12 protein-coding genes are annotated in these 20,716 nt (G+C 41.7%); 3 read left to right on the top strand and 9 right to left on the bottom strand.

Annotated features, from left to right (window positions below; all coding sequences use genetic code 11):
* Positions 1–23: 23 nt before the first annotated feature.
* The 4 genes from B3P23_RS10625 to B3P23_RS10610 all read right to left on the bottom strand — a co-directional run bounded on the left by B3P23_RS10625 (position 24) and on the right by B3P23_RS10610 (position 5,814).
* Positions 24–1,724: a sodium:solute symporter family transporter gene (locus B3P23_RS10625; RefSeq protein WP_045756401.1), complete on the bottom strand. Its 1,701-nt coding sequence runs from the start codon at positions 1,722–1,724 to the stop codon at positions 24–26.
* A 62-nt stretch (positions 1,725–1,786) separates the two neighbouring features.
* Positions 1,787–3,289: an L-arabinose isomerase gene (gene araA / locus B3P23_RS10620; protein WP_293925796.1), complete on the bottom strand. Its 1,503-nt coding sequence runs from the start codon at positions 3,287–3,289 to the stop codon at positions 1,787–1,789.
* A 79-nt stretch (positions 3,290–3,368) separates the two neighbouring features.
* Entirely contained in the window at positions 3,369–4,067 is a 699-nt protein-coding gene (locus B3P23_RS10615; RefSeq protein ID WP_045756403.1) for an L-ribulose-5-phosphate 4-epimerase, read from the bottom strand.
* Between the two features lie 79 nt (positions 4,068–4,146).
* Entirely contained in the window at positions 4,147–5,814 is a 1,668-nt protein-coding gene (locus B3P23_RS10610; RefSeq protein ID WP_293925793.1) for a ribulokinase, read from the bottom strand.
* A 305-nt stretch (positions 5,815–6,119) separates the two neighbouring features.
* Here B3P23_RS10610 and B3P23_RS10605 point away from each other — a divergent pair, with 305 nt between their 5' ends.
* The 3 genes from B3P23_RS10605 to B3P23_RS10595 all read left to right on the top strand — a co-directional run bounded on the left by B3P23_RS10605 (position 6,120) and on the right by B3P23_RS10595 (position 10,681).
* Positions 6,120–6,827 (top strand): NUDIX hydrolase, encoded by a 708-nt coding sequence (locus B3P23_RS10605; RefSeq protein WP_317233164.1) that lies wholly within the window; start codon positions 6,120–6,122, stop codon positions 6,825–6,827.
* A 116-nt stretch (positions 6,828–6,943) separates the two neighbouring features.
* A complete protein-coding gene (locus B3P23_RS10600; RefSeq protein WP_293925791.1) occupies positions 6,944–9,313 on the top strand; it encodes a glycoside hydrolase family 127 protein in 2,370 nt (789 codons plus the stop codon).
* 126 nt (positions 9,314–9,439) lie between these two features.
* Complete coding sequence (locus B3P23_RS10595) at positions 9,440–10,681, top strand: YaiO family outer membrane beta-barrel protein (protein ID WP_293925790.1); 1,242 nt, start codon at positions 9,440–9,442, stop codon at positions 10,679–10,681.
* Here B3P23_RS10595 and B3P23_RS10590 read toward each other — a convergent pair.
* The 5 genes from B3P23_RS10590 to B3P23_RS10570 all read right to left on the bottom strand — a co-directional run bounded on the left by B3P23_RS10590 (position 10,678) and on the right by B3P23_RS10570 (position 20,554).
* Positions 10,678–14,100, bottom strand: a complete 3,423-nt coding sequence (locus tag B3P23_RS10590) for a sulfatase-like hydrolase/transferase (RefSeq protein ID WP_293925788.1) — start codon at positions 14,098–14,100, stop codon at positions 10,678–10,680. The genes B3P23_RS10595 and B3P23_RS10590 overlap by 4 nt on opposite strands.
* The gene (locus B3P23_RS10585) at positions 14,094–15,161 is read right to left on the bottom strand and encodes a HEAT repeat domain-containing protein (RefSeq protein WP_045756220.1); all 1,068 of its coding nucleotides are present in this window, start codon (positions 15,159–15,161) and stop codon (positions 14,094–14,096) included. Before B3P23_RS10585 ends, B3P23_RS10590 begins: the two co-directional genes overlap by 7 nt.
* A 16-nt stretch (positions 15,162–15,177) precedes the next feature.
* On the bottom strand, positions 15,178–15,531 hold the full coding sequence (locus tag B3P23_RS10580; RefSeq protein WP_045756221.1) for a response regulator transcription factor: 354 nt from the start codon (positions 15,529–15,531) through the stop codon (positions 15,178–15,180).
* Between the two features lies 1 nt (position 15,532).
* Positions 15,533–19,444, bottom strand: a complete 3,912-nt coding sequence (locus B3P23_RS10575) for a response regulator (protein ID WP_293925786.1) — start codon at positions 19,442–19,444, stop codon at positions 15,533–15,535.
* A 153-nt stretch (positions 19,445–19,597) separates the two neighbouring features.
* On the bottom strand, positions 19,598–20,554 hold the full coding sequence (locus tag B3P23_RS10570; RefSeq protein WP_293925784.1) for a sulfatase-like hydrolase/transferase: 957 nt from the start codon (positions 20,552–20,554) through the stop codon (positions 19,598–19,600).
* Between the last annotated feature and the right edge of the window lie 162 nt (positions 20,555–20,716).

The raw sequence follows: 20,716 nt of genomic DNA, 5'->3' as shown, positions 1-20,716 counted from the left end.
AAATGGGTTAATAGATTATATCTCTACCAAAAACGCACATAGATAGCCGTTACTAATAGTAGTGTGACCACGATTAGGACTAAGATAGATGGTTCTACTTTGAACATCTTTTTATCAAGTGCAAATGCTTTTGGATTCTCTTTTGGACCAAACAAACTCACCCCGATCATCAAAGCTAACGTAAACGCGAAAGCCAATCCCATACAGATCTGGAATGGAATTTCATAGTGGCCACTTTTATTGATATATGCTGTATACAACCACGTTTCAGGACCAAATACTTTTGTCGCAAATTCGTTGAAGAAGATGGACAGACCGAAACCTGAAATCAAACCTGTAATGGCAGCAGGTCCTGTCGTGCGTTTCCAAAACATCCCCAGTAAAAACATCGCAAATACCCCTGGACTGATAAAACCTGTATATTTTTGAATAAAGGTAAATCCACCAGCTCCACCGATACCCAACGTATCGTTCCACGTAAATAATACCGCGACCACGATCGATACCACGATCGTAATTTTTCCGATCCACACCATTTTCGCTTCAGATGCTGCCGTGTTGATATACTTTTTATAGATATCCAAGGTATAGATGGTCGCAATACTATTGGCTTTACCTGCAAGACCAGCCACGATAGCCGCAGTCAACGCTGCCAGAGCCAAGCCTTTCATTCCATTTGGCAAATGTCCAAGAATAGCGGAGTATGCATTATCGGCATGGAAAACCCCTCCTGGTGCCATTTCCTCTTGCAATGCACCATTTTTATAGAGCACATAAGCCGCGATTCCGGGCAACATGACGATAAGCGGCATCAACAGTTTCAAAAGACCTGCAAATAAAATACCCATACGGGCAGTTTTTAGATCTGCTCCCAAAGCACGTTGTGTGATGTACTGGTTACATCCCCAATAATTCAAATTTACAATCCAGATACCGGCCAGATACATCCCGATACCAGGCAACATGAGGTATTTGTTTATCTCCTCTTGTGTCGCGCCAACACCTGGTTTATCCACGATCATTTCAAAATGCTTAGGTGAATCTTCCATGAGTTTATTGAAACCGGCCAAAACATCTTTTCCAAGACCAAAGTGCTCACTCACCAAAGTTAAAGCCACATAAGTCGTAGCAATACCGCCGATGATCAAAACCACCACTTGAATCACATCGGTAAAACCGATCACGCGCATACCACCCAATGTGATAATGACAGCAAATACAGCCAATGCGACCATGATCAGGTGAAAGCTATCTCCGCCACCAGCCATACTCGATATGGCGATTGCTCCGAGGTATAAGATCGACGTTAAGTTGACAAACACATATAAGAAAAGCCAGAAAACAGCCATAATCAGACTGGTCGTTTCATTGTATCGATTGTTTAAAAACTGCGGCATCGTGAAGATCTTGTTCTTCAGGTAGACCGGTATAAACCACACGGCCACAATGATTAAAGCCACGGCAGCAATCAACTCGTAGGCCGCTACGGCAATACCGACCTCAAAACCATTACCGCTCATTCCAATAAATTGTTCGGCAGAGATATTGGATGCAATCAACGATGCTCCGATAGCCCACCATGTCAAAGAACCTTCTGCCAAGAAATAGTCCTTACTACTATTGTTGGCAGCTGTTTTTCTGCTGTATATCCAGTAGCCATATCCAGCTACAATTATGAAGTAGACGACAAAGATGACGTAATCTACTGTTGCAAATTTTTCCATAGTCTTGCGAGTTGCTTATGATGAAGTCCCGCTCTTTTTAGAAAAGAGCAGGACTATTCAGGTTATTTTTTCATTAAAAAATAGAGTTCATTCCACTTCAACTGGTTTTCCAGATGTGTCAGCGTCGTATTTTCATCAATCGCTACATACTCCAACCCAGCAATTCGCGCAAAATCTTCCAAGTATTCTGGTGTCAAACTCAAACTGTAAGCAGTATGGTGAGCACCACCAGCGTATATCCACGCACTACAAGCGGTTTTCATATCCGGAAGCGGTTTCCACAGCACACGTGCAACAGGCAATTTCGGCAGTTCCTCTTTGACATCTACACCGACTACTTTATTGACGATCAAGCGAAAGCGTGTTCCCAAATCAATCAATGAAGCATTGAGAGCAGGACCGCTCAAGCCATCAAATACCAGACGTGCCGGATCGGCTTTACCACCAATCCCCAGCGGATGTACTTCAATTCTAGGTTTATCAGCCGCTAAAGCCGGATCTACTTCCAGCATGTGCGAACCCAAGACCATCTCATTCTGCGGATCAAAATGATACGTATAATCTTCCATAAAAGCTGTAGTTCCCGGCAAACCAGCACCCATCACTTTACATGCTCTCACCAAAGCCGGAGTTTTCCAGTCGCCCTCACCGGCAAATCCATAGCCTTCAGCCATCAATCGCTGTACGGCCAAACCTGGTAGTTGCACCAGACCATGCAGATCTTCAAATGTATCGGTAAAACCTTTATAGTTCCCCGCTTCTAAAAACGTTCTTAATCCAATTTCGATACGGGCTGCTTCCACCAAACTTTGACGTTGCTCTCCGCCCTCCATGACATTGGGCGCCAGATCATAGGTCGCCTCATACTCCTCGAGTAAAGTATTGATTTGTGATGCTGAGACCGCATTGATGATCGCAACAAGATCACCAACAGCATAAGTATTGACAGAGAAACCAAATTGTGTCTCTGCAGATACTTTATCCCCATCGGTAACTGCGACGTAACGCATATTATCTCCAAAACGAACAAATTTAGCGCCTTGCCAGTCGTGCCAAGCTGCTGCTGCGCGTACCCATACTTGGATACGTGCGATCACTTCTTCATCCTGCCAATGTCCAGTCACTACTTTTCTGCCGATATTTAAACGGGTGACAATATGACCAAATTCACGATCACCGTGCGCACTTTGGTTTAGGTTCATAAAATCCATATCCATGGTACTCCATGGAATATCCCGATTGTATTGCGTATGCAGATGCAATAATGGTTTCTGCAAAGCCTGCAATCCTCTGATCCACATTTTAGCAGGTGAAAAAGTATGCATCCAAGTGACCACCCCGATACAATTCACAGCAGCATTTGCTGCGGTCAACGTATGGTAGATTTCTTCACTATTTTTAACGATAGGTTTGTAGACAACCTGCACAGGAATTTGGCTGTGCGCAGAAAAATACTGTGCCACTTCTTCAGCATGTAGCGCAACCTGTTTTAAGGTTTCTTCACCATATAAATCCTGGCTCCCTGTGACGAACCAAACTTCCAATTTATTTAAATCGATATTCATATTTTAGCGTTTATAAGATTGGCTGTAGATCCAATCTCCTTTCAATTTTATTTAGTTTATAGTTGATTATTGATATGATTTATTCTTGACCATAGTACGCTGCACCACCGTGCTTACGTTCGTAATGTTTTTTAATCAAAGCATCTTTTAGACGTGGCGCCTTGGGATTGATCTGCTCGGTAAGGAGTGCCATCTGTGCAACAGTTTCCAATACCGCACTGTTATAGACCGATTTGGCTCCCGTTTTTCCCCAGGTAAATGGGGCATGGTTACCAACTAGAATCATTTCGACTTCCTTGTAGTCCAGTTGAAGTTTATTAAAATGATTCATAATTTGAAATCCGGTTTCATACTCATAGTTGCCCGCGATCATATGATCATCCATCGGAGCGGCACAAGGGATGTCAGAGGTCAGGTGATCCGCATGCGTCGTTCCAAAAATAGGAATATCGCGTTGGCTCTGTGCCCAAGCGGTGGCATATGTCGAATGGGTATGTGTGATACCGCCGATCCCTTCCCAGTGTTTATAGAGCACTGCGTGGGTCTTAGTATCCGACGAAGGTCTCAGTTTACCTTCGACGACCTGACCATCAAAATCAACGATCACCATATGATCCGGCGTCAATTCCTCATACGGAACCCCGCTGGGTTTAATGGCAAATACAGCCTGATCACGATCCGCGACACTTACATTACCAAAGGTAAAAAGGACCAATCCCAATTTCGGCAATTGCATGTTGCACTGATAGGCTTCTTCTTTTATGGATGTATAACTCATGATGCTAAAGTTTCAAAAAAAATTAAAAATTATAATGACAGCAAATACCGCTGAGACGATGCCTCAGACAGTGGCTCACTTAGTTTTGCTCGATAAATGCACCCAGTTGCTTATATTGTTCGTATCGTTTGGCATAGATGGCAACCATTTCGGCACGAGGTTCGTACGTTTTCTCGAAGCCCTGTCCCATCGCTTCCATCGCATCTTCCACTTTAGGATATAGACCCGCCGCCGTAGCCGCAAACATGGCAGCTCCAAGAGCACAGGTCTGTTCGGATTTATGGATGCGGATCGGCATATTCATCACATCGGCCATTGTCTGCATAATGTAAGCAGATTTTTTAGCGACGCCACCAAGACCGATCAATCCTTTTACCGGAATACCCTGCTCGACAAACCGATCGGCTATACTTTTGGCTCCAAAGCAAGTTGCTTCGACAATAGAACGAAAGATTCGCACAGCATCAGTTCCGAGATGAAGACCAGACAAAGCACCCTTTAATGTTTGATCGGCATCAGGCGTACGACGTCCATTGAACCAGTCAATCGCCAATTCCGAAGACTCGGTGACAGGCAGTTCTGCTGCTTTCTTACTTAATTCTGGGATCAACTGTGTGTCGATCAGGTTTGCAATCTTCGCTTTATCTTCGGCAGAAATATCATCACACTGTCCGATCAGATTCGTGACAGGCCATGATAACACCTGCTTGAACCAAGCATAAGCATCTCCAAAAGCAGATTGACCCGCTTCCATACCGATCATACCTGGGATAATCGACCCATCGACCTGACCACAGATTCCTCTTACCAAGGTATCGCCCACTTCATCAGGAGGTGCCACCAGCATATCACAAGTCGAAGTTCCCATCACTTTACTTAAGTAATAAGGTTCGATCTGTCCACCTACGGCTCCCATATGGCAGTCGAAAGCACCTACACCCACCACGACATCAGTAGACAGCCCCAATCGGTTAGCCCATTCTTCAGAGAGCGTGCCAGCAGATTGTGCAGAAGTATAAGTATGGCTAAATAAACGATCCACAAGGCCGTCTAATACCGGATCCAATTCAGCAAAAAATTGATTCGGCGGAAGACCTCCAAAATCAGCTGCCCACAAAGACTTATGTCCTGCAGCACAGACACTACGCTTAATATCTTGCGCATGCGTACCGCCCGTTAGTAAAAATGGGATATAATCACAGTGCTCGACCCAAGTATAGAGGGCATCGCGCACCTCCTGATCTTTACGCAGTACATGAAGCAATTTTGCCCAAAACCATTCTGAAGAATAGATTCCGCCCACATATTTTAAATAATCGGGATCGTATTTTTTTGCATGATCATTGATCTCCTGAGCTTCCTTCACTGCCGTATGGTCTTTCCAAAGTACAAACATCGCGTTTGGATTGTCAGCAAAGCGTTCGGATAAAGCAAGCGGTACCCCGCGTTCATCCACAGCTACTGGTGTAGATCCTGTTGAATCAACAGAAATCGCTTTAACAGCTTTGGCAATATCAGGATTACCCACTTTTTCAAGGCAGGATTTAATGGTAGATTCCAAACCCTCGATATAGTCTAAGGGGTGCTGTCTAAATTGGTTAGTCATCGGATCACAAAATTTGCCACTGTTCCATCGCGGATAGTAGAACACTGCACTAGATAGCTCCTCGCCATTCGCTGCATCTACTAAAACCGATCGAACGGAATCACTTCCATAATCTAAGCCGATCACATATGCTTTGCTCATTATTTGTAGTTTTGGTTTATAATATTGATTTATAATCTGTTATACTTTAATCCCCTTTCTGAATCCATCATACGATCCGGTATTTAAAGTAATTAATGTCAAATTAACATTTATTTTTTTAAAAAATGAAATTTTAATTTTTTTTTTCGTTGATTTGTATTGCAATAGGAATAAATAGTTGCCTGCTTTGATAAGCTAATCAATTAAATAGGTAGAAAAATGTGTTTTTTTATGAAACATTTTAGATATTGTAACAGATACGAGACATTTTGTATCACTAATTAATTATAAAACGAGAGTAATCAATGATGGATTTTTACAAAAACGAACCAAGCTTATTATTAGCTGTGGACTGTATTATTTTTGGATTTAATGGAGAATCTTTAGAAATTCTGCTGATAAAACGAGGATTTGAGCCCGAACGAAATAAATGGAGCTTAATGGGCGGATTTGTTCAACCCGATGAAAATCCCCAGCAGGCTGCTTCACGCATATTAAAAAAGCTCACAGGGTTAGAAGATGTCTATATGGAAGACTGTGGTATCTTTGGAGATCCTAACCGTGAAAAATATGGACGCGTAGTGAGTATCGCACATTTTGCGCTGATCGATACCCACCAATATAAACATATCATCAGTGAGGAATTTGAAGCACGTTGGTTTCCGCTCAAAGAACTGCCGCAACTGATTTTTGACCACGAGCAGATGATTGAAAAAGCTAAACGGGAACTTCGTGCCAAGGCAGCTCTTTACCCTATTCTATTTGAACTCTTGCCCGAGAAATTTACGATTCCGCAGATTGTATCCCTTTACGAAGGCGTATATGATACCGAGCTCGATACCCGAAATTTTAGCCGTAAATTGCTTTCCTCAGAACTGATCATTAAGCTCAAGGAAAAAGATAAAGAAAACTCTAAAAAAGGAGCTTTTTACTTCCGCTTGAACAAAGATATCTATAAAGAAAAAATCATGTCTTTTTTAAGCTATTTGCCGAGTTGGTCTATTAACGATTAATGGTAACACCTAAGTTAGCATAGCCAATTATTTTTTCTAATCAAATAAATGTATAAATAACATTTAATTTACTGTAAACCGTTGTCTCCAATGGTATCACCTAAACCCGAACTGTTATGAAGCTGAAGAGCATCCTTTCCTATGTCACCTGTATGGTCATCTGTACTGCTGAATTATCAGCACAGACAAAACCGGTATTGTCCTATTTTGATCTCAAAGATGTACGTTTGCTCCCTGGACCTTTCAAGCATGCTGAAGATCTGGATTTAACTTATCTATTGACACTTGATGCAGATCGTCTACTGGCTCCTTTCCTTAGAGAAGCTGGTCTACCACAAAAGAAAGAATCCTATACCAATTGGGAAAATACAGGACTGGACGGTCATATCGGTGGACACTATATTTCTGCCTTGGCTCATATGTATGCGTCTACAGGTGATTTACAGATCAAAAGAAGATTGGATTACATGTTGTCTACCCTCAAACAATGTCAAGAAGCAAATGGAAATGGATACATTGGTGGAGTACCTGGTGGTCAGGTGATCTGGGAAGAAATTAGGCAGGGAAATATTCAAGCCGGCGGTTTCAACTTAAACAGCAAATGGGTGCCCTTATACAATATTCATAAGACTTATGCAGGCTTACGTGATGCTTACTTGTTAACCGGCAATGAAGAGGCTAAAGATATGCTGATCAAAATGACAGACTGGGCGATTAGGCTTGTCCAGCAGTTGTCGGATAAGCAGATTCAGGATATGTTGCGGAGTGAACATGGCGGACTGAACGAAACATTTGCCGATGTGGCTGCCATCACGCAAAATCCAGCTTATCTGACACTAGCCCGCAAGTTCAGCCATCAGGAGATCTTGACCCCGTTGATCCAACATCAAGATCAATTGACCGGCAAGCATGCCAACACCCAAATTCCAAAAGTACTGGGGTTTAAAAGGATCGCAGATATAGCACAGGATGAAACTTGGGAAGATGCTGCGCGCTACTTTTGGGAACTTGTTGTATCCAAACGTTCGATCTCCATCGGTGGTAACAGTGTCAGTGAACATTTTAACCCGACGGATGATTTTTCCAAAATGGTCCACAGCATTGAAGGACCCGAAACCTGCAATACCTACAATATGCTCCGGTTGACAAAAATGCTTCACCAAACAGATCCACAAGGCAAATACCTCGATTATTACGAGCGAAGCTTATATAATCATATCTTATCCAGCCAACATCCAGAACATGGAGGTTTTGTTTACTTTACACAAATTCGTCCAGGACATTACAGGGTATATTCGCAGCCGCATACCAGCATGTGGTGCTGTGTGGGATCGGGCATAGAAAACCATGCTAAATATGGTGAAATGATCTATGCACACCAAGATGATCAGCTCTATGTCAATCTCTTTATCCCCTCCCGCTTAAACTGGCGTGAGCAAGGAGTCGAAGTGGTACAGGAAAATAATTATCCAGAACAAGCCAGTACACGCCTTATTATCCATCCTAAACAAAAAACATCGACTTTTACATTGCACATACGGAAACCGATCTGGTTAAAGGAGGCTCCAACAGTACGGATCAATGGTCAGGTGTATCAGATCACAGAACAGGATCAAGATATGCTATCGATCAAACGCAAATGGAAAAAAGGTGATCGCGTAGATATTGAGCTTCCTATGGCTATCCGTACCGAACAGCTGCCGGATCGGAGCAATTATTATAGCCTGCTCTATGGTCCTATTGTATTGGGCGCACGTGTAGCTACGGAAACATTACCCGATTTACGTGCTGACGACAGCCGAATGGGCCATGTCGCCAAAGGCAGGCAGATTCCGTCTTCCGATTTACCGATCTTAACAACTGATCCATCCGAGATCCCGAACCTGGTTAAACCTATTGCTGCAAAGCCTCTGCACTTTTCATTAGCAGGACTGCGATTAGGAAAAGAGCACATCAGCATGGAACTTGAACCCTTTTACAAAATACACGATAGCCGCTATATCATTTATTGGCCACAGGCAACCGAAAAAGAACTGACCGAATTACAGGAAAAAATGGAACGTGACGAGCTGGAAAGTTTAAAATTAGATGCTTTGACCCTAGATAAGGTCGTCTGTGGAGAGCAACAACCTGAGTCCGATCATTTTATTCAACAGCAAAACAGTGTTGCGGGCGTATTTGACGATACCCGCTGGCGTGAAGCGGAGGGCTGGTTTAGTTACATGATGAAAAAAGAGCCTAACCAGACAGCTGATATCTATATCAAATATGTGGATGAACAAGCAGCACGAGCAACGGAGATATGGGTCAACGATACGCAAGCAGGCACATTGTCAACAGAAGCTGGCACACCAGGTATTAAGACGGTGCGATTTACACTGGCACAGAAGCTATTAAAAGCCAACGAATTAAAGATTAAGGTGGCTGGATCAGGCTCAGCTAAGAGCCATAAAATACTCGAAATCAGATTAGTGAGCAGGCCTTAACCTCAACGTATTAAAATAACAGAATCCTCGTGCATAAGGAGCAAGTATTGATAAATTGATAAACAAATTTTACTAACTTTAGTTATTAAATATATCTATCCTAATATCTAAAAAATTTGATTTAAGATGAATAAACTTGTTTACATGTTATTTGGCTTACTGATGGGACCATTATCAAGCTTTTGTCAGGAAAAAACACTAACCGCAGATGAACTTTTTGTAAAAGCTCGTACCGTTGCCTTTGATCAAAAAAATTATGCCGAGGCCATAAAAATCAGTAAGCAGGCATTACAGCAGGCTCCAGATTATACCGATATACGGATATTTTTAGGACGGCTTTACACCTGGTCTGATCAAACCGATTCAGCTCGGTCTGTATTTGAACAGCTCCATAGATCCCATGTTCAAGATGAAGATTTCTACTTGGCGTATGCATCGTTTGTCTATTGGAATGATCAACCTGCACAAGCTATTGAACTGATCGACCAAGGTCTTTCCTTTCATCCGACTTCACAAGACCTGCTGCTATTAAAGGCAAAAGTAGCCTACAGCAACAATGCCTATGCAAGTGCCGAACAATCAGTAAACCAGTTGTTACAATTAAATCCTAAGCATGCTGAGGCAAGAGCACTGGCCAAAAATATACAAGAGTATACCGCTAAGAATGCCATAGGCCTCAATTATAATTTTGTCCACTTTGACAAACAGTTTGATCATGACTGGCACATCGTAGCGCTGAGTTATAAAAGAGCAACGCCGTTGGGTTCTGTTATTTTCAGAACCAACTATGCCAATAAATTTGCTGAAAATGGGGTTCAGTTTGAAGTAGAAGCATATCCCAGATTGTCCAAGATGTTTTACCTCTATGTGGCAGGTGGATATTCAAATAACGTAGGGATATTTCCAAAATATAGAACTGGCGTATCTTTATACGCCAACCTACCCCATAGTTTTGAAGGCGAGATTGGGTACAGACAGCTTTACTTTACAGACAATATCTGGATGTATACCGCATCTATAGGCAAATACTATCAAAACTTTTGGTTCAATTTAAAGACCTATTTGACTCCTAGTCAACAGAATATCTCGCAATCCTATGCAGGTACAGTTCGTTACTATACCAAAGGGGCAAATGACTATTTGGGATTTATTATCGGCACGGGTCTAAGCCCTGAAGAAAACAGAAATAATCTTTTGGAAATTTCTAATTACAAATTGAAAACGTTTAAAGTCGGTGCCGAGTATAACTTCTCCATCAATCGGACCAATCTCTTTTCCATTTCCTCAACCTACTACAATCAAGAATTTAGATTAGGTGAGAAAGGCAATCAAATCGACGTCACATTGGGCTATATCAAAACCTTTTAAGGCTTTGATATCGCTTGTTTGAAATAATTCGTATATATACTATCGGGAAACAATTGTTTGCTGGTATAAAATCTTTTATTGTTATTTTTAAAAGTATTAAAGCGCTTAGAAAGCAGTTCTCTTGAAGACTCATCCACAATAGGTTCCTCATTCATATGCGCATCCAATTGATACAACTGTCCATCAGACAGATGGTAGTCACCATAGACAAAGTCTATCAATTGATTTTTGCTCTGCATCATCGCAGCACCGTTACTTTTAGCAGAGGTGCCGATCTCTAACCCCTTTCCTATCCACGTGACCTGCTTAGGAGTATGAACTCCATAGTTTTCTCTGTAGTAGGCTAGCAGTGATGGTGTGACATCAAAGTGAGTCACCTTATTATGAAAGGTATGGCCCGCTTTTAGCAAAGGTGAATAAATGATCAGGGGAACATGATAACGATCGATCTTGCTCTCCAATGGAATCTCGGGCATGGCATGGTCACCCGTAATCACAAAGATGGTATTGCCGTAATCAGCTCTTCGCTGATAAGCTTTAAAAAATTGACTCATGGCATCATCCAGATTTAAAACAGAAACCAATTGGGTTCGATTTTCCAATGCCCACTTTCGTTGATCTGCCGTGAGTGTTTGTGTCGCCATTCGCTGATCAAAAAGCTGTTCATAGTAAGCAGCATTATTGATCAAAAATGGATTGTGCGTCGATAAGGTCAACAGGACATGAAAATAGGGTTTTGACTGCACCTGCTGTACCTCCAACAATTTATTAAAGACGGCCTGATCTTCATATCCCCAGCTTTCACCCCCTTTCTCCGGAAGTTTTTTGTAAGGGGCACGAAATGCTTTTTGATCAATTAAGGTATCGATCTGATTACTGTCCATGTATTTTTGCATGAAATCAAAATGAGCATCGCCACCATAGAAAAAACCGGTGTTAAAATCATTGGCCTGTAAGATATTAAATAGACTGAAATGCTTGGGCAAGGTATCTTGTTCTAAGAAGCCATGAGAAGCAAAGGGCAATGAGCCCGTTAAGGTCGAAAGGACCGAAAAAGTCCGTCCTGAAGAGCTTAGATTATTATCCCAATACAACGAACTCTTTTTGAGATCATCAATAAAAGGCGTAAAATTTCCAATATATCCAGCCGGAGAACTGTAAGAATGCCCCAACCCCTCGACGATGATGATGACGAGATTGGGTGCTGACGCTGCTTTTTCAAAATAAGGACCCAACATATCTTTGGTATCCTCATCATGGAGAAAAGGAAAACTTTCATTGCTTCCTACAGCATCATCTTGGGCACCAAAAGCCAGCATGCCCGGATGCTCATCGAGATAGTTGGTCACATTTGACTTTAAAAAATAACGCCATTTACTTCGCACCGAATTTTGGACAAACTCATCTCCACCTGCTGAAAAACGCTTAAAATAATCGAGCGGTAAGCCACTTGCCGCCAGCCCCAGTATAAATACAGTGATGCTGACATAAATCGTCTTCAGCGGTTTTCTTGACGCTAGCCAAAAAGGAATATAAGTGCCTACTACCAATAAAATCAGTAAGGCGACATTGGTGATGCTCAACATACCGCTCGCTTGTAAGATCTGCATCAGATCGGCGGTATTATAATAAAATAGATCAGCTCCAAGCAAATTGCGAGATTCTGCAAAGTAAAGAAACAAGACATATTGCATCACGACGACCAATGTCAGGAGTAGATGCGCTTGCAACCTAGCCAAGGGGATACTGACAAACTGCAGGATCAGATAGATCAGACCACCCACAGCCAATACCTCAAAAGCCAAAGCCAGGTTGTCCAATACAAGTTGGACGATACCTGGATGATGATTTAATTGTGCAAACTGTCTACCATACCACCACCATTCGACACCGACTGAAAACAGGAACAGCCCTAAAAATACAAGTGCAATGATTCCATAATTTTTCAATCCTATCACGAGCTGCATACCTACGCGCTTTAGAAAAGATGCATCAGGTGCTGCCTGTTGAAAACCCTGGCGCTTCATATCTCCCCAACTATGCTGCTTTCGAAAATAATCCAATGAACCGCGCACAGCGGCACAGACAATGAAGGGATGAAAGTAAAATGGCTCTAAAATAGCCGTTGTAATTAATTTCGAAAGATCCTGTTTCTTGCTGTAAACTTGGTGACTGACCAAGTCAACTAATATCGCATATATCGAGTACAAGATACCAGAGGAAATAACCAGGGCAAATAGGGCAAAGAAAAAAGTCCAATTAATGATGCCCAAAAAAAAGAAAACAATAAAGACGATATAGCCAAAAAATTCGATCAGAGGCCCTAGAAACTCAAAGAAAAACCAATAAGGAATACTGACCATCCCCAGTTTTCCATATTTGGGATTAAACATGAGTTTGCGATGCTTCCACAGGGTCTCCATGGTACCTCTCATCCAGCGGTTTCGCTGTTTTTTCAAGACCTCTTTAGATTCGGGCACCTCTGTCCAACAGAGCGGATCGGGAATATTGACAACTTCATAAGGAAGTTTTTCTTCCTCCATATAGCGGCGCATGCGCACGACGAGCTCCATATCTTCACCAACAGTATTACGATCATAGCCACCACATGCCAGTACTATCTCTTTATCAAAGGCTCCAAATGCTCCTGAGATCAAGATAAGACCAGAAGCCCTGGACCAGGCCATTCTTCCTAACACAAATGCCCGAATATACTCTAGAGCTTGTGTACGTCCTAGCAGCGATTTTGGTAAATTAATATCGACCACTTTGCCATTTTCGATCTTGCAATTATTGGCCAGACGAATCACACCTCCACAAGCGATGACACGTTTATCGGTTTGTTCCAAAAATGGCTTTGCCAGCTTCAATAATGCATCTTGCTCTAAGATACAATCGACATCGATACAGACGATATAATCCCCAGATGATATATTGACCCCAACATTGAGCGCATCGGCCTTACCGCCATTTTCCTTATCTACCACGATCAGCTTTTTAAAAGCCGAATTTTTACTTTTGTAGATGCCTTTTATGGCCTTGGTTTCGATATTTCCCTGTATAAAAAAAGGAACTGATTCAAGCTCATATGCCGCGATGAGCTTGTCCATGGAGTCGTCCCGGCTCCCATCATTGACGATGATAATTTCCAGATTGTGGTAATATAGAGACAGGAGCGAACGTACATTTTCAACCACGGTCATGCCTTCATTGTAGGCGGGTGCGATCACGCTAAAATTAGGCGCATTGGCATTGGTGGCAATCAAATTATAGTCGGTAAACGTATTATCGTTTTTATATCGGGATACTGCTCCATAAGCATACAATCCTATCCAGCTATAAATCAAAAATATAGCCGCTGAATACACCAAAACTATCCAGATGACGACTTCATAGACAATATGAGCAAATTCTAACATATCTTTTTCTGCAAAGCATGGTTGACAATCTGTTTAAAACGCAAGCCCGTGTTACTGTCCAGAGCCATATCCGTGAGGTACTGCTCTTGACCCAGGCAGACCATCACTTCAGCAGCAGCGATTTTGATGGCATTATCCGGATGTTCCAAAAATTGCTGCTTCAGAAATGCCAGACACTCCATACTTTTAGATCTTTTCAATGCCTTTAATATCTCCAGCTGTACCGGTAGCGGCTGCTGCGGGAATGATGTTGTCAACTGATGGACGGTATCATCATTTTCCAATGACTCCAGTGTTCTGACGGCTTCCTTCCTAACATGCACATGATCATGATCTAACAGTTTCAATACTGCATTGTAAAAAGTGAGCAGCTGAAATTTTCGTATCAAGCGAAAGGTAAAAATAATCACCGTAATATTGCTACTCTCCAACCATAAGGCGGGACTCAGGTCATGTGAATCCGGTATTTCCGTTATCGAATGTAGCAAACGCAGTTGCTGCCAGTCAGAAAGTGGTGAATGCAGCGTATTTAAAAAAGATAAGCCCTCAAATCCCTTAAACGTGAGGACCGCATATTGTGCTTCTTGATAGATAAGCCGATCCGAATGTTTGAGCAATGATGTAAATACAGAGAGCGCACGTGTTACACCCATCGCCGAAAGCTCTTGAATACCCGCTACCACAAGGTAGTTTTTTTTCTTTTTAAGATTTTTCCAGGCCTCCTTTTCTAAGTGATACTGGTGAAAGAGAAAGCTGATCTCCTGGCGGGCAGCACCAGAAAATTTTCGTTCAGAAGTGACCAATAAGCCTAAGAAAAGGTCACGAAAAGCATATTTTCGGAGATTGCTATTGAAAGATTGATCATCTGCTTCGGCCTGATGACCGCCAACAATCGATTCGATAATCTTATTTTCAATGATACGGGTCCAAATCTGCCTATTGTGCAATATCCGATACTGATATAAACTATATAAAAGTACCGCGATGATCATGACCATAACCATCATAAAGACGATTATAATCGCGATAACAAGTTCATTTAAGGTGATTTGGTGTACCATGGCTTATCTGTATAGATTAACTTTTTAAACGTTTGATACGCAAAAGCAGCTCATTTGGACTGAAAGGCTTGACCATAAAATCCGCAGCTCCCAGATCAAACGCATCGATCACGACTTCTTCCTGCCCCATGCTCGAAAGCACGATGACAGGAGTTTTTTTGCCAAATGATCGGATCGCCGAAAGAATTTCTATTCCAGAGGCAAAAGGCATCATGATATCGGTCACCACAAGATCAATATCCAGCTCTTGGATTTTTTCGATTGCCTCCTTGCCATTTCGTGTCAAAATAACAGTATGGCCCTCTTTTACCAGTTTATGTTCGATCGTGCGCAAGATCAATTCGTCATCTTCAGCAATTAAAATAAACATACTATTGCTCGTTTAAAAGTTTAGTTATTAAATATATTCCAATTTCAATTTCTCGCTCGATCTGAACCAACAAAGGCAGGGATAGTGCGATCGATGTCAATTCTTTTTCCATATCGGCCGTTAGCTTGGCCAGTTTGATTAGACCGGCGGTAGAAGTCGTGCCCCTCAATTTATGCAGCACAATCCGCATATGTTGACTGTCATCAGCTGCTCTGGCGCTTTTGAGTTGCGTCGTTGCCTGCTGCAGCTCTTTGATCACCAGATTAAGAAAGAAAGATTTAAAGCTAGGATCGTCATCGATCCGCTCAGCCAATGCCTGGATATCTACTCGTCCATCCATGCCCATATCGCTTTGATCCTCAATGGGCGTAGTTTCAATAAAATTCTGCAGGACATCATACAGCTCTTGTTGTCGTAAAGGTTTCGGAAGAAAATCTGACATTCCCGCTTCTAGGCATCTTTCTCTTTCACCACGAATGTTACCCGCTGTAATCCCGATAATAGGAATATCTTGGTAACCTTCAAGCAGACGAATTTCTTGCGTTGCTTCTACACCATCCATCTCAGGCATTTGTACATCCATCAAAATCAGGTCAAAATGATATTCCATACATTGATAAACTGCGTCCTTACCATTCGACACTTCGATAAGCTCAGCATTGGGCATAATTAGGTTCATGATCCTTTTGTTGAGCGCCATATTGACGGAATTGTCATCTGCTAAAAGCACCCTTGCACGTTGCTCATAAATCGTTGAATTAGGCAACGATTCGGTTAATTTATCCAATTTAGGATCAATTTTACTTTGTTTGATCGCTCTTCGCAGGGTAACATACAGTTCTTCCGATCGAATGGGTTTTAAGAGACAAAATGAACGTTCTTCCTGACGAAATGCAGAAATCACCTCATGTTCTTCTGAAGACGTGTGCAACACAATCAATGGGATACTTTCTCCTTGTTTGTAAAAGAGCTCTTTGATCTTTTCAATCGTCTCCAAGCCTGACAAAATCGGCATATGGTAGTCCATCAAAATAACATCAAATCGTTCGCCACTCATCAAGAGCTGTAAAGCAGCTAAACCATTCTCAGCGAGTACAGATTCAATCTTTTTGTAGGTCAACATATGTTGTATGATGGTGCGGTTGTTGGCATTGTCGTCCACCACCAAGATCCGGCTCAGCGCAAGGTCATCCTCCTCTTCTAATTCTCCTTCTTCATAGGGCATATCCACTTCAAAATAAAAATCAGATCCTTTATTATGCTCGCTCTCCAAGCACAATTTGCTGCCCATATATTTCAATAAATTATTGGAAATCGTAAGTCCCAATCCAGTACCCCCATAACGCTTGCTTACCGAACTGTCTTCTTGTGTAAAAGCATCAAAAATACGTTGCTGTTTTTCGATGGGGATGCCGATACCTGTATCGCGAACAGAAAAACGCAACTTGAGTTTGTCATTGCCACTTTCCAATTTTTCGATTTTCAGTTCAATTTCTCCTTTTTCGGTAAATTTAACGGCATTGCCCAGCAAGTTGATCAGTACCTGCTTTAATCGGGCTTCATCGATCCAGATCGATTGCGGCAGACCTTGTTCAATATTCAATAAGAGCTCGATATCCTTTCGTTGCGCCTGATACAGAACCACATTGATCACCTGGTGTGCCATATCATACACATTGGATTTGTCAATGTACAGTTCCAGTTTACCCGATTCAATTTTTGAAAAATCAAGGATATCATTGATGATATTCAATAGACTGCTACCCGATTCATTGATGTAGTTGAGGTATTGTTTTTGGACATCGTTGAGCGGAGTTTTGAGCAGCAGATCCGAAAATCCAATGACCCCATTCAAGGGTGTTCTGATTTCATGGCTCATGTTGGCCAAAAATTCTGATTTTGCTTGACTAGCCAGATCGGCTAATTTTTTAGCCTGCTTGAGCTCCAGATTGACCTGAACGGATTCAGTAATATTTTGCGTAAAAATGATGATTCCTCCGATACTGCCGTCAGCAAGGTGCCATGGTCTGACCTCCCAATTGAAGTGCTGCGGTTGCTCCTGTCCTTCTACATTGATCAATTCATCGACATTCTTATACGGTTCCCCATTTAGCGCATCATAATAAATTTTCTTTCTACTCTCTGGGATATTAGGAAAGAGTTCAAAAAGATGCTGATCTAAAATCCTTTCTTCATCTTTATGAAAATCGTCTACCCATTGGTGACTGACTGAAACATAGCGCAGGTCGCGGTCAAACATCGCGACAGAGGCAGGAACATAATCGACAAATGCCTGTAGCATCGCTTCCTTGCGTGCCAACTGGAGATATACATTTTTGCTCTGGTCTATATCTTGGATGATACCAAACACACGCTTACAGATTCCCTTTTCAAATTCGGGAATACCCTTTACACGAACCCATATGACTTCACCACTTGCTTTTTTGAGTCGCAATTCGACATCATAAGAAGTACCTTCGATGACCGATTTATTAAATATCTCGGTGAGTTTTGCTTGGCTTTCTTCTTCATAAAAACCGATAGCATGTTCAAAATCAGGCATAAAATCATGCCCCACACCATGGATCAATTTGGTAGAATTTGACCAAAACACTTTATTTTCTTCCAGATTCATTTCCCATCCACCGACCTGTGCCACGGCATTGGTCTGCTCCAGGATCTGCTTGGTATGCAATAAATCATTCTCCAGCTGTATACGCTCCGTCATATTGAGCGCCGTGCTCACCACATACGTCTTGCCGTCCACATCTTTTTCCAGCATATTATGGTAAAGCCAGTAGATTTTTTCACCTGTTTTTGATTTTAGAATCATCATGCCCGAATCCTCACCATTAGATTTGATCCGTTCTAGGTAACCCTGCAGACCTGACAGATGGTGCTGCGGGACGAGCTGTCTGAGATTGAGACTATTGACCTCCTCCTTGGAGTATCTGAGCAGATTTCGACCTTTTTCATTGACCTCGAGTATATTTCCTTCCAGGTCATGCATACTCATCAGACCGATGCCATTTTCAAAAAAATTACGAAAACGGCGTTCAGAGGTTTCCAATTTCAATTGTTCTTCTCTTTCATGGCTCACATCCCGGCCGAAAGCAAAAATTTCTGAGGTACTGGGATCATATTTAAAATGCCATTCGATGATAATGGTGCTACCATTTTGTGGCATCATCGTCGTATGCTGAATACCCTGAGGGGTTTTCGAAATTTTTTGCAAAGCTTTCTGAAAATCGACCCCATCATGATCAAGTAATTTAAAAAACGGAGTTCCCAAAATCTGAAATTTCTCTACGTTCAGTATCTCGGCAAAGGCGGGGTTAATCTCTTTGATCAGGTAGTGCATATCTAATACACAGATCAGATTATTGGTGATATGGAAGATTTCCTCAAAGTAGCCTGCCTGCACCTTACGTCTTTTTCCTAACAAAATTTTTGTGACGGCTTTTCCTAATTGTGATAAAGAGTCGACCTGTTTCTCGCTCAGTGATTTGGGTTCAAAATCAATGACACAGATCGTTCCTAAAGCATATCCTTCATCATCCAATAAAGGAACACCAGCATAAAAACGAATATTCCCTTCCCGGATCAGCGGATTGGCTGATGATCGCGGATCATCGAGCGTGTCTGTTATGACCAGAAGTTCTTTACTCATAATGGTGTACTGGCACACCGTATTACGTCGCTCAACGATATCCAATTCGATCCCGACACAGCTTTGTATCCGCTGGGTATCCTCCTCCATCATGGCGATCAGCGAAGCAGGACAGTCTGCAATAAGACAAGCCGCCTGAGCAAAAACGTCAAGATCGGGATCCTTCCCCAATCCTAAAAGTTCATGTGATCTTAGCTGACGGATTCGCTCCAATTCGTTCTCCGGGAGTGGGTAGTTGTCCATACCTTATAAAATAAATAGATGTTATAGTTTTAATTGGTGAAAATAATAAAAACATTTAACCTTTTATACAGACAAGATAGGAAAAAAAGTGTTATTATTAAATAATAATTTATAGCAATGTTTTACTAAGATATTATCCATTTATAAAAAAAACTATTTAAAAATACTCATCCCTTCATCATAAACCGGACTTTGTACATTTAAGAATTTTAACACACTGTGAAACACATGGTTTTGAAATAATATTTTATTGGGCTTCACCATTTTTGAACCATCGGATACCCATACGATAAATGGGATCTCATACTGTTCTTTTGGAGCGATGCTCATCGGCACCCCGCGCATGTATAAGTTTTTTTCTCCTAAAGACTCACCATGATCCGACACAAACATCATTGCGCTCTGATAGTCTTTCAACTGCTTTAGATCGTCAATGATTTTTGCAAGCATATAATCGGTATAGACAATGGTATTGTCATAAGCATTGATCAGCTCCGCTTGCGAACATTTACCTAAATCAACACTTTTACATACGGGCTTAAAAACTTCAAAACGAGCTGGATATTTGGTATTGTAGGTTGGGCCATGGCTGGTACTGGTATGCAATATAACCAATACCTTGTTCTTTTTGCTTGCCAAAATCTGCTCCTTCAGACCCGACAGCAGTACCTCGTCATAGTTACATCCTTCACCCTTACAATGTGGCATTAAAGCTTCGGTCTTTTGATAGGTTTTGATATGGACAGGAGGTTCGCCCCAATTGGAAGTTCTCCACACGACATCCACATCGTTGCGATATAAATAATTGGGCAAGATCTCATACAACTTATCCGGATCGGTATGTTCCAAAATCGATTTTACACCTGCAGTGGTGTAAGTTGCAAAGGAATTTGCATCAAAATGATATAAATTGGGTACTTTGGAAAGCAATGGATTGGTATTTTTACTGTAACCATATAACGAAAAATTAGCCCGTCTTGCCGATTCGCCAATGACCAAAACCACCACCGATTTCTGCCGATCTGCAACGACTGCATCTGGCAGCAAAATTTCCTTTTCATTACTCTTATATCGATCGCTGTAAAAAAGGATCGTAAATTTTAATTCCAAAGATCTTTTATACTGCTTCACCCATCATGTTAAACGGACAATAGTCAACATGCTTATATGGGTATATTTTTTTGACGTCTGTACAGAAGATGCTATACAGTAAAAAATATTTTTCGAACTGAAAAACATAGAAAATGAAGGAAATACCCTAGTGATGTCAAC

It is taken from the genome of Sphingobacterium sp. UBA6320 (assembly GCF_002440335.1).
Lineage (GTDB): Bacteria > Bacteroidota > Bacteroidia > Sphingobacteriales > Sphingobacteriaceae > Sphingobacterium.
Note: the sequence above shows the minus strand (reverse complement) of the source record. Positions and strands in the feature narration are given on the sequence as shown.

Coding starts and splice junctions, on each gene's coding strand:
- B3P23_RS10625 (WP_045756401.1), bottom strand. CDS start 1,724: ATGGAAAAATTTGCAACAGTAGATTACGTCATCTTTGTCGTCTACTTC.
- araA (WP_293925796.1), bottom strand. CDS start 3,289: ATGAATATCGATTTAAATAAATTGGAAGTTTGGTTCGTCACAGGGAGC.
- B3P23_RS10615 (WP_045756403.1), bottom strand. CDS start 4,067: ATGAGTTATACATCCATAAAAGAAGAAGCCTATCAGTGCAACATGCAA.
- B3P23_RS10610 (WP_293925793.1), bottom strand. CDS start 5,814: ATGAGCAAAGCATATGTGATCGGCTTAGATTATGGAAGTGATTCCGTT.
- B3P23_RS10605 (WP_317233164.1), top strand. CDS start 6,120: ATGATGGATTTTTACAAAAACGAACCAAGCTTATTATTAGCTGTGGAC.
- B3P23_RS10600 (WP_293925791.1), top strand. CDS start 6,944: ATGAAGCTGAAGAGCATCCTTTCCTATGTCACCTGTATGGTCATCTGT.
- B3P23_RS10595 (WP_293925790.1), top strand. CDS start 9,440: ATGAATAAACTTGTTTACATGTTATTTGGCTTACTGATGGGACCATTA.
- B3P23_RS10590 (WP_293925788.1), bottom strand. CDS start 14,100: ATGTTAGAATTTGCTCATATTGTCTATGAAGTCGTCATCTGGATAGTT.
- B3P23_RS10585 (WP_045756220.1), bottom strand. CDS start 15,161: ATGGTACACCAAATCACCTTAAATGAACTTGTTATCGCGATTATAATC.
- B3P23_RS10580 (WP_045756221.1), bottom strand. CDS start 15,531: ATGTTTATTTTAATTGCTGAAGATGACGAATTGATCTTGCGCACGATC.
- B3P23_RS10575 (WP_293925786.1), bottom strand. CDS start 19,444: ATGGACAACTACCCACTCCCGGAGAACGAATTGGAGCGAATCCGTCAG.